General features: G+C 66.7%; 9 protein-coding genes. 6 read left to right on the top strand and 3 right to left on the bottom strand.

Translation table 11 applies throughout. The features are described 5' to 3' along the window. Positions 1 to 739 (bottom strand): CorA family divalent cation transporter (locus tag LH128_RS09550; protein ID WP_008829414.1); only part of this gene is annotated, 739 nt, incomplete at its 3' end. 88 nt (positions 740 to 827) lie between these two features. Between LH128_RS09550 and ispG the strand changes: the two genes are divergently transcribed. Next, complete coding sequence (gene ispG, locus LH128_RS09545; protein WP_008829413.1) at positions 828 to 1,958, top strand: flavodoxin-dependent (E)-4-hydroxy-3-methylbut-2-enyl-diphosphate synthase; 1,131 nt, start codon at positions 828 to 830, stop codon at positions 1,956 to 1,958. 125 nt (positions 1,959 to 2,083) lie between these two features. On the opposite strand, the gene LH128_RS09540 is transcribed toward ispG, so the two are convergent. Next, the gene (locus tag LH128_RS09540; RefSeq protein ID WP_008829412.1) at positions 2,084 to 2,956 is read right to left on the bottom strand and encodes a LysR substrate-binding domain-containing protein; all 873 of its coding nucleotides are present in this window, start codon (positions 2,954 to 2,956) and stop codon (positions 2,084 to 2,086) included. 162 nt (positions 2,957 to 3,118) lie between these two features. Between LH128_RS09540 and LH128_RS09535 the strand changes: the two genes are divergently transcribed. From LH128_RS09535 to LH128_RS09515, 5 genes are all read left to right on the top strand, one after another. Continuing rightward, entirely contained in the window at positions 3,119 to 3,976 is an 858-nt protein-coding gene (locus LH128_RS09535) for a transketolase (RefSeq protein WP_008829411.1), read from the top strand. A gap of 31 nt (positions 3,977 to 4,007) precedes the next feature. Next, a complete protein-coding gene (locus LH128_RS09530) occupies positions 4,008 to 5,015 on the top strand; it encodes a transketolase family protein (protein WP_036528476.1) in 1,008 nt (335 codons plus the stop codon). Between the two features lie 100 nt (positions 5,016 to 5,115). Then, entirely contained in the window at positions 5,116 to 6,321 is a 1,206-nt protein-coding gene (locus LH128_RS09525) for an MFS transporter (protein WP_008829409.1), read from the top strand. Positions 6,322 to 6,445: 124 nt separating this feature from the next. Further along, the gene (locus LH128_RS09520) at positions 6,446 to 7,321 is read left to right on the top strand and encodes an NAD(P)-dependent oxidoreductase (protein ID WP_008829407.1); all 876 of its coding nucleotides are present in this window, start codon (positions 6,446 to 6,448) and stop codon (positions 7,319 to 7,321) included. A gap of 230 nt (positions 7,322 to 7,551) precedes the next feature. After that, positions 7,552 to 8,919, top strand: coding sequence for a carbohydrate porin (locus LH128_RS09515; RefSeq protein WP_008829406.1), 1,368 nt, complete (start codon positions 7,552 to 7,554; stop codon positions 8,917 to 8,919). A 76-nt stretch (positions 8,920 to 8,995) separates the two neighbouring features. Here LH128_RS09515 and LH128_RS09510 read toward each other — a convergent pair whose 3' ends face one another. Beyond that, positions 8,996 to 9,574 (bottom strand): hypothetical protein, encoded by a 579-nt coding sequence (locus LH128_RS09510; protein ID WP_008829405.1) that lies wholly within the window; start codon positions 9,572 to 9,574, stop codon positions 8,996 to 8,998. Between the last annotated feature and the right edge of the window lie 337 nt (positions 9,575 to 9,911).

Raw genomic sequence — 9,911 nt, 5'->3', positions numbered from 1 at the left:
GCAGGCGGGCGATCGATTCGGCGATCTCGCGCCGGTCGTGGTCCTCGAACCAGCCGGGCGCGCCGTTGGCGATGGCGGTCAGCGCCTCGTGCTGCGGCGACATATGGCGCTTGAGGGCAAGGCTCTGGCGGCGGATCATGGCGATCTTGTCGAGGGTCTGGTCGGTATAAGTATCGGCCGTCTCGTCCTCGAGGTCGTCGATCATGGCGTTCATGTCGACGATGGCGTGGCTCATGCGGTCGATCAGGTGCTCGGTGAGCGCGGTGACGAGCGCGCCCGCGTCATGCGGCCCGCTGCCCGCGTCGAGATCGTCGGCGACGAGGCGGGGTGTCTGCAGCGGCGCGCGGCGCAGGGTGACGACGCGGCTGCCGTCGCTCCACAACTGCAGCGAGAGCATGTCCTCGGGCGCGGCGCCGGGGTTGAAGTTGATCCCGCGCAGCGTCGCCACCAGCGTCTGCCCCTCGCGAAAGGCGCGGGGGCGGTTGGCGTCGCTGGTGAGCAGTTCGGCCGTGGGCTCGGGGATCGCGCAGTGCGCCTCCAGCCACTCCTGCATGCCGGGATGGGTGCGCAGGAGATGGATCCACAGCACTTCGCCCTGTACGCCGGGCTTCCAGCGCTGTGCCTCTTTCCATCCGACCACGCGCGCACCGCCCCGGCCGTCGAGCACGCGCCCGAACAGCAGCGGAAGTTCGGAGGACTCGTCGTCGGTGAGGGGTTTGTCGGAAGCATGCACAGTCATGGACGCGTGAATGCCCGAAATCGCGCGAAGTCGCCAGCACACCGGAATGCGTCTTCAATCCGCAAGGCAGAGCGCCTATAGAGGCTTCATGTCCTCCATCCGACCCTGGCGCGATATCGAGCGCCGCAAGAGCCGCCAGATCATGGTCGGCAGCGTCCCCGTCGGCGGCGGTGCGCCGATCACGGTCCAGACCATGACCAACACCCTGACTTCCGACGCGAAGGCGACGATCGAGCAGATCCGCCGCTGCGAGGACGCCGGGGCGGACCTCATCCGCGTCTCCTGCCCCGACGTCGAGTCGACGGCGGCGTTCCGGGAGATCGTGCGCGGATCGCGCGTGCCGCTGATCGCGGACATCCATTTCCACTACAAGCGCGCTCTGGAAGCCGCCGACGCGGGCGCGGCGTGCCTGCGCATCAACCCCGGCAACATCGGCTCGTCCGACCGCGTCGCCGAAGTGGTGCGCGCCGCCAAGGCCAACGGCTGCGCGATCCGCATCGGCGTGAACGCGGGCAGCCTCGAGAAGCACCTCCTCGAAAAGTACGGCGAGCCTTGCCCCGATGCCCTCGTCGAATCGGCGATGGACCACATCAAGCTGCTGCAGGATCACGACTTCCACGAGTACAAGGTGGCGGTGAAGGCCAGCGACGTGTTCCTCGCCGTCGCCGCCTATCAGGGGCTGGCGGACGCGGTGGACTGCCCGCTGCACCTCGGCATCACCGAGGCGGGCGGGCTGATCGGCGGCACCGTCAAGTCCTCGATCGGCATGGGCATGCTGCTGTGGTCGGGCATCGGCGACACCTTGCGCGTCTCGCTCTCGGCCGAGCCGGAAGAGGAAGTGCGCGTCGGCTTCGAGATGCTGAAGGCGCTCGGCCTGCGCACGCGCGGCGTTCGCGTGGTTTCCTGCCCCAGCTGCGCACGGCAGGGCTTCGATGTGATCCGCACCGTGGAGGCGCTGGAAGAACGCCTGCAGCATATCAAGACGCCGCTCTCGCTCTCGGTGCTGGGCTGCGTCGTCAACGGCCCCGGCGAGGCGCGTGAGACCGACATCGGCCTGACCGGCGGCGGCAACGGCAAGCACATGGTCTACCTTTCGGGCGTGACCGACCACACCGTGCAGAGCGAATCCATGCTCGACCACATCGTCAGCCTGGTGGAAGCCAAGGCGGCCGAGATCGAGGCCGCCAACGCCGCGCAGGAAGCCGTCGCGGCGGAGTGAGGCGTTCGCGGCATGGGCTTCGACAAGCTCAGCCTGAGCGGGATTGGAGGTTTACTCTACCCCCGCTCACCCTGAGCTTGTCGAAGGGTCAGGCACAGCTTGTCGAAGCCCCCACCGGCAGGATTTCAGGTCTCGGCCGAAGCCAGTTCCGCCAGCAGCCACGTCTCGAACGCCCGGATGATCGGGCGGTCGGCGTGGATCAGCGGATAGACCAGCGAGTGCAGCGTCTCGCGGATCGCGCATCCCGGTAGCGGCGCGACCAGCCGCCCTTCCGCCAGTTCGCGCTGGGCGAGGCGGGTCGATTCGAGCGCTACGCCCAGCCCGTTGGCAGCGGTGGCGATCACCATGAAACTGCGGTCGAAGCGCATCGCGTAAGCCTTCGGCGCCGGGACGCCGGCAAGTTCCGCCCAGCGCGCCCAGGTCACGCGGTTGCGGTCGCCGTTGATCAGCGGCAGCGCCATGACGTCCGCCGCGCAGGTGATCGAGGCGGCCATCTGCGGTGTGCAGAGCACCGTCACCTCCTCCTCCCCCAGCGGGATCGCCTTGACCGGGCCGGGCAGCGGCGGGCCGTTGACGATGTCGGCATCGACCTCGTCGGCGGCGAAGCGCGAATAGTCGGTGCTGGCGGTGATGCGGATGTCCATGCCGGGGTGGCTTTCGAGGAACGCGGGCAGGCGCGGGGTCAGCCACAGGGCCGCGAAGCTGGGCGCGGCGTGCAGGCGCAGGAACCGGGCGCGGCGGGCCGAGACTTCCTCCAGCCCGCGCCGGATCTCCACGAACCCGGCGGCGACGTGGCGGTACAGGGCCTCGCCGTCCGCGCTCAGTTTTATCTGCCGGAGGCTGCGGTCGAACAGGCGGGTGCCGAGGCTGTTCTCCAGCTTGGTGACCGCGTGGCTCACCGCGCTCGGCGTCAGGCCGAGTTCGTCTGCGGCCTGACGGAAGGAGCCCTGGCGGGCGGCGGCTTCGAAGACGCTGAGAGGCTGTAATGCAATCGGCATAGGTGAATCTCGGTCACCATATAGTGAGAAACGTCCATTTGTCATAGGTGCATGTGGAATTGATAAAGCGGCAACAGATCAGAAAAACTGACGCCGAGAGGATCGCACCAAACGCCCGCAGACCGGGCAGAAGGCAATCTCCTCGCGTCGTGAGGAGAATTGATGACCGTTTCCGCAACCAACATGCCGGTCGCCGAGCTTTCGCGCCGCGCCTACAACATCCGTCGCCATGCGCTGAAGATGGGTCAGGTTCAGGGTCAGGGCTATGTCGGACAGGCGCTCGGCGTCGCCGACGTACTCGCCGTCTCGTACTTCCGCGCGCTGACCTACCGTCCCGGTGAGCCGGAGTGGGAAGGCCGCGACCGGTTCCTGCTTTCCATCGGCCACTACGCCATCGCGCTTTACGCCGCGCTGATCGAGGCGGGGGTGATCCCGCTCGAGGAATTGGAGACCTACGGTTCGGACGACAGCCGTTTGCCGATGTCGGGCATGGCGTCGTACACGCCGGGCATGGAAATCTCGGGCGGTTCGCTGGGGCAGGGCCTCGGCATCGCCGTGGGCATGGGGCTTGGCCTCAAGCGCAAGGGCACCGGGCAGTTCGTCTACAACCTGATGTCGGACGGCGAACTGGGCGAAGGATCGACCTGGGAAGCCGCCGCCTCGGCTGCGCACTGGAAGCTCGACAACCTCATCACGATCGTCGATTTCAACAACCAGCAGGCCGACGGTCCCTCCACGCAGGTACTGGGCATGGGCGACATCGCCGCCAAGTTCGCCGCCTTCGGCTGGCATGCGCAGTTCGTGAACGGCAACGACATGGAAGCGCTCGTCGAAGCCTTCGACAAGGCCCGCGAACTGGACGATCCGCGCCCCCGCGTGATCGTCGCCGACACCCTGATGGGGCGCGGCGTGCCGTTCCTGGAGGAGCGCGAGAAGACGCACTTCATCCGCGTCGATGAGGACGAGTGGGACAAGGCCATCGAAGTGCTCGACGCCGGCTACGCCGCCGCAGCCGCCTGACCTTCTCCAGATTTACGAAAGACTGACCGCAATGTCCGTTGAAGCACCCGCTAAACCGCGCCTGAAGACGTCCGCGATGATCGCCTCGATCGCCGCCGAGGGCCAGCGCACCGTCGCTGCCCCGTTCGGCCATGCGCTCTCGAAGCTGGCCGAGACGAAGCAGAACATCGTCGGCATGTCCGCCGACCTCGCCAAGTACACTGACCTGCACATCTTCCAGCAGAACCACCCCGACCGGTTCTACCAGATGGGCATGGCCGAACAGCTCCTCATGATGTCGGGCGCAGGCATGGCGCGCGAAGGCTTCCAGCCCTGGCTGACGACCTATGCCGTCTTCGCCGCCCGCCGCGCCTACGACTTCCTGTGCCTCGCCATCGCCGAGGAAGGGCTGGACGTGAAGGTGTGCTGCGCGCTGCCCGGCCTCACCACCGGCTACGGTCCCTCGCATCAGGCGACCGAGGATCTGGCGATCTTCCGCGGCATGCCGGACCTCACCATCGTCGATCCGTGCGACGCGATCGACATCGAGCAGGCCGTGCCGCAGATTTCCGACCACAAGGGCGCGGTCTACATGCGCCTGCTGCGCGGCAAGGTGCCCGCCGTGCTGGACGAGTACGACTACAAATTCGAACTCGGCAAGGCGAAGATGCTGCGCGATGGCGCCGACGTGCTGTTCATCTCGTCCGGCCTGATGACCATGCGCACCCTTGAAGCCGCCGACCGCCTGCGCGCCGACAAGGTCGAGGCCGCCGTGCTCCACTGCCCGACGATCAAGCCGCTCGACGAGAAGACCATCATCGAGGCCGTCGCCGCCAAGCCCGGCCGTCTCGTCGTGGTGGCTGAGAACCATTCGGTGATCGGCGGTCTGGGCGAAGCGGTCGCTGCCTGCCTGCTGGGCAGCGGCACGGTGCCTTCGGGCTTCCGCCAGATCGGCCTGCCCGACAAGTTCCTCGACGCGGGCGCACTGCCCACGCTGCACGACCGCTACGGCATCTCGACCGACCAGGTCGTTGCCCGCACGCTTTCCTGGCTGGGTTAACCCTTCCGGGTCGCAACGGGAGCGCTTCCCGGCCGTTCTCAACGGGCCCGTGAAGCGCTCCTTCGAAAACCGTATCAAAGAACATAAAAGGAGAGAGGCGTTGAGTCTCGCAACCGAGATGCCGCGCGATGTCGCCGCGCCCAAGGACGAACACCGCGAACGCCTGTACGCCAAGGTGACCTGGCGGCTGATGCCGTTCCTGTTCTTCTGCTTCTTCGCGGCCTACCTCGACCGCGTGAACGTCGGCTTCGCCAAGCTGCAGATGGCGAGCGAGCTGGGCCTCAGCGAATATGTCTACGGCCTTGGCGCGGGCATCTTCTTCATCGGCTACGCGCTGTTCGAGGTGCCCAGCAACCTCATCATGCACAAGGTCGGCGCGCGGTTGTGGATCGCGCGGATCATGATCACCTGGGGCATCATCTCAGGGCTTTTCGCCTTCGCGCAGACGCCGATGCACTTCTATATCCTGCGCTTCCTGCTGGGCCTTGCCGAAGCCGGGTTCGCGCCGGGCGTGCTGCTCTACATCACCTACTGGTTCCCCTCGGCCCGCCGGTCGCGCGCGATGTCGATCTTCTTCATCGCCATTCCGATCTCGGGCGTACTCGGCTCGCCGCTGTCGGGGTGGATCATGGACACCTTCCACGGCTCGTCGGGCTGGGGCGGCTGGCGCTGGCTGTTCCTGCTCGAAGCGATCCCCGCGCTGATCGCCGGCGTCGCCACCTTCTGGATGCTGCCCAACCGTCCGGCCGACGTCGACTGGCTGTCGGCTGACGACAAAAAGATCATCGAGGCCGATCTCGCCGAGGACAACCGCGAGAAGACCGCGCACATGTCGCTCCGCCAGTTCCTGGCCGACAAGCGCCTGTGGCTGCTCAGCCTGCTCTATTTCTGCATCGTCATGGGTCAGTACGCGATCTCGTTCTGGCTGCCGACGATGGTGAAAGCGGCGGGCGTCACCGATCCGCTGGAGAACGGCCTGATCAGCGCGATCCCCTTCCTGTTCGCGGTCGTCGTCATCCTCGTCCTTGCCCGCAGCGCCGACCTTCGCCGCGAGCGCCGCTTCCACCTGATGCTGCCGATGGCGATGGGTGCGATCGCCCTTGCGCTCTCGCCGCTGGCGATCGGCAACCTGCCACTCTCGGTGCTGATCCTCTCGTTCGCGACGGCGGGCCTGCTGACCCAGACCGCGCAGTTCTGGTCGATCCCGCCCGCCTTCCTCGGCGGCGTGTGGGCGGCGGCAGGCATCGGCGCGATCAACGCGATCGGCAATGTCGCGGGCTTCGTCTCACCCTTCGTCATCGGCTAGGTGGTGGACGCCACCAAGTCGCTGTCGGCCGGGCTCTACACCATCACCGCGGTCGAACTGATCGGCGTGGCCCTCGTGCTGCTGATCCCCGCCCGTCAGGTCAATCGCTGAGGAATTTCGTACAATGAGCAAGGTAGCATTCGTCGGCCTGGGTGCCATGGGCATGCCGATGGCCCTCAACCTCCTGAAGGCGGGCCACGCCGTCACCGGTTTCGACCTTCGCACCGAGCCGATGGAGGCTCTGGTCAAGGCAGGCGGCTCCTCCGCCACCAGCGCGGCGGGCGCGGCCGAGGAAGCCGACGTGCTGATGCTGATGGTGGTCAACGCCGCGCAGGCTCGTTCGGTCCTGTTCGACGGCGGCGCGCTGGCGGCGCTGCCCGAAGGCGCCGTGGTGCTGCTGACTGCGACCTGCCCGCCGATGGAAGTCGCCGCGATCGCATCCGAGGTCGAGGCCGCAGGCCGCCGTTTCGTCGATGCGCCGGTTTCGGGCGGTACGGCGGGGGCGAAGGCGGGCTCGCTGTCGATGATGGTCGCCTGTTCGGATGCGCTTTTCGCCGAACTCAATCCGGTGCTGTCGGGCGTCGGCGGCAAGCTGTTCCACGTCGGCCAGAACGCCGGGCAGGGCTCTGCGGTGAAGGTCGTCAACCAGCTGCTGTGCGGCGTCCACATCGCCGCCGCCGCCGAAGCCCTGGCGCTGGCGAAGCAGGTGGGCGTCGAACCCGCGATGGCGCTGGAGATCCTCGGTGGATCGGCGGCGGCGAGCTGGATGCTCAACGATCGCGGCCCGCGCATGCTGGAGGCCGAGCCCGAAGTGACGAGCGCGATCGACATTTTCGTCAAGGACCTCGGCCTCGTGCTGGAGGCCGGGCGCGGCGCCAGGGCGGCGACCCCGCTGGCGGCGCTGGCCCACCAGTTCTTCCTGAGTACCTCGGGGCGCGGCGACGGCACCGTCGACGACAGCCAGGTCATCCGCGCCTACGACCTGCTCAACGGGACCTGACGTACATGCCCATTCGTCATTGCGAGCGAAGCGAAGCAATCCAGGGCGGCGTGGTGCTGCCCTGGATCGCCGCGGACCTTTGGTCCTCGCGATGACGAGGCGAGTGAACACAAGCACTCGCTGGCAACCAACCCACGCTGAGACGGGCTGCCGGACCCACCGGCACGCCGCCGGGCGCGCCTATGCGCCCCGGCGAGCGGCCCGCTGCGTCCATCCGAGAGGACACCGAAATGCCCGCAGCCACGCTTCCCCCGCCGCCGCCCTCGATCGAGGTCGTGCAGGTCGCCGCACGCGATACCAAGGACCAGACCTGGTCCACCGAAACCACGCCCAAGCAGTCGGAGCCGTTCGAACGATCGGGCCCGAAGACAACCGCCGCTTCCGCCCCGGCCGAACAGCCGCACCTGCTGGGCGACTGGGCGGGCATCCGCACTTCGCTGGAGGACATCGGCATCAAGCCGACCATCAGCTACATCGGCTTCGTCGCGGGCAACCTGAATTCGGGCACCAGCAAGCAGGCGCAGTACGCCGGGCAGCTGGGCGCCGGTCTCGACTTCGACATGGGCAAGATTGCCGGGATCGAGGGCGGCACCTTCCGCGCCGCCGTCACCAACCGGCACGGCAACAACGTCAACGACACCAACGACCTCGACCTGCTGCAGTACCCGCAGGGCGTGTTCGGCGCCGGGCAGATATGGCGTCTGGCGGCGCTGTGGTATCAGCAGAAGCTGGGTCCTGCGGAGATCAAGCTGGGCAAGATGTCGATGGGCGAGGACTTCGGCTCCACCACCTGCCACTTCCAGAGCCTGTACTTCTGCGGCGTCGTGCCGGGTCACACCAGCTTCAACTACTGGTACAACTTCCCCGTCACCACCTGGGGCGGCCGGGTGAAGGTGAAGGACAAGCTGGGTTACACGATGGTCGGCGTCTACCAGCGCAACGACAACAATTTCCCGCAGAACAAGGGCTTCTACATGGGCTTCAAGGGCCAGGGCGCCTTCGTCGCCGTGGAGCGCGGATTCGATGTGAAGCTGGGCGGCAACCCGAAACTGGCGGGCACGTACAAGGTCGGCGCGTTCTTCGACACCTCCAAGAGCAACAATCTCGTCTATGACGACAATGGCGGCTTCGCGCAGCTGACCGGCGACCCGCTCGCGCGTGAACGTGGCCGGGCCAGCATCTATGCCGTCGCCCGCCAGCAGTTCACCGCTCCCGACGCCGACGGCGCGGGGGCTCTGGAAGCCTTCTTCAACTTCGTGAGCGCCGACCACCGGACCAACAAGCTGGTCAATGTCATCACAGCGGGCGTCACGTATTCGGGCCTGATCCCCGGCCGTCCCAAAGACCAGATTGGCCTCGCCATCGGCCGCTCACGCGTGAACCGCAACTTGCGCGACCTGCAGGACGCGCGCAACGCGGCGCTGGGCGAGGATATCGAGCCGCAGAGCAACGAATACGCGATCGAGGCGAACTATTCGATTGCCCTGATGCCCGGCCTGAGCCTGCGCCCGAACCTGCAGTGGTACATCAATCCCGGTGGCCGTCAGGGCGCGAAGAACGTGCTGGTCGCGGGCACCGGCATTTTCGCGAACTTCTGACAGATGGCAAAAGGCCCCGCTGGATCGCTCCGGCGGGGCCTTTTTCACGGTAAGGACGATGTCCTTTCCCGATGGATCAGAAGTGCGCGACGACACCGGCCATCGGGCGGATGCTGTCGAAGTCGTAAGTGTCGACTTCGAAGCGCAGACGCAGGCCGCCGTTGCCGGTCACGCCGCCCAGGCCGATGTCCTTGGGGCCGACTTCGACACCGACGCCGTAGATCCAGTCCTTCTGGTCCGAATAGGCGCGTTTGCCGTTGACCCACTCGTGTCCAGCCGAGGCGTAGATCATGCCGCTGTCACCGGCGCGGGCGCCGACGCGGCCCTTCACGCCGTATTCCCAGTCGATGTCGCCGAAGCCCTTGGCGACGTTGCCTTCGGCACCGACGAAGACCGGGCCGAGCGGCACGTTCACACCCGCGACGCCCTGGATCAGCGCGCCGTTCATCTTGCCGCCGCGCGGGGAGCCGAACTCGCTGCGCTTGTCGTAGCTGTCATAGCCGCCCATGATCCCGAAATAGGGCTCGATGCCGAAGGCGGGCGTGCCGTCAGGCGCGGTGGCCTCGGTGGTCGCCGAAGTATCGGCGTCCTGCGCGTAACCGGCGACGGGAAGCGTGGCGATCAGGGCAGCCGCGCAGAGTGCAATCTTCTTCATAACTCAAACTCCATCATGGCAGCCGGGGGGAAAGCGCCGCCAGTTGTACGAGGGATCGAGGGGCGCGGCATCGCTGCCGTGTCCGTACAGGGACGCAGCAAACGGCACCGCCGTGCGGGGGTAACGAGGTCTGTTCGCGTTGGGGTGACGGGATGGACCGGCAGCTATCGCGCTGCGCCGCCGCCGTGGCGGGAAAGGTCCATGTACCTGATCAACAACAGTTCGTGTGTCTTAGCTACCTTCGATCATCTCATGAGGGGAAACCCGAGGGTGCACGGGGGGTTCCGCTCAACTCGTCGATGGCGACAGATGTGTGACATTCATGCAACGAAAATTC

Source organism: Sphingomonas sp. LH128 (assembly GCF_000293195.2).
In the GTDB taxonomy this organism is placed as follows: Bacteria; Pseudomonadota; Alphaproteobacteria; order Sphingomonadales; family Sphingomonadaceae; genus Novosphingobium; species Novosphingobium resinovorum_A.
Note: the sequence above shows the minus strand (reverse complement) of the source record. Positions and strands in the feature narration are given on the sequence as shown.

Bases quoted from the DNA above. Each gene is read 5' to 3' on its own strand.
- ispG (WP_008829413.1), top strand. From the start codon at position 828: ATGTCCTCCATCCGACCCTGGCGCGATATCGAGCGCCGCAAGAGCCGC.
- LH128_RS09540 (WP_008829412.1), bottom strand. From the start codon at position 2,956: ATGCCGATTGCATTACAGCCTCTCAGCGTCTTCGAAGCCGCCGCCCGC.
- LH128_RS09535 (WP_008829411.1), top strand. From the start codon at position 3,119: ATGACCGTTTCCGCAACCAACATGCCGGTCGCCGAGCTTTCGCGCCGC.
- LH128_RS09530 (WP_036528476.1), top strand. From the start codon at position 4,008: ATGTCCGTTGAAGCACCCGCTAAACCGCGCCTGAAGACGTCCGCGATG.
- LH128_RS09520 (WP_008829407.1), top strand. From the start codon at position 6,446: ATGAGCAAGGTAGCATTCGTCGGCCTGGGTGCCATGGGCATGCCGATG.
- LH128_RS09515 (WP_008829406.1), top strand. From the start codon at position 7,552: ATGCCCGCAGCCACGCTTCCCCCGCCGCCGCCCTCGATCGAGGTCGTG.
- LH128_RS09510 (WP_008829405.1), bottom strand. From the start codon at position 9,574: ATGAAGAAGATTGCACTCTGCGCGGCTGCCCTGATCGCCACGCTTCCC.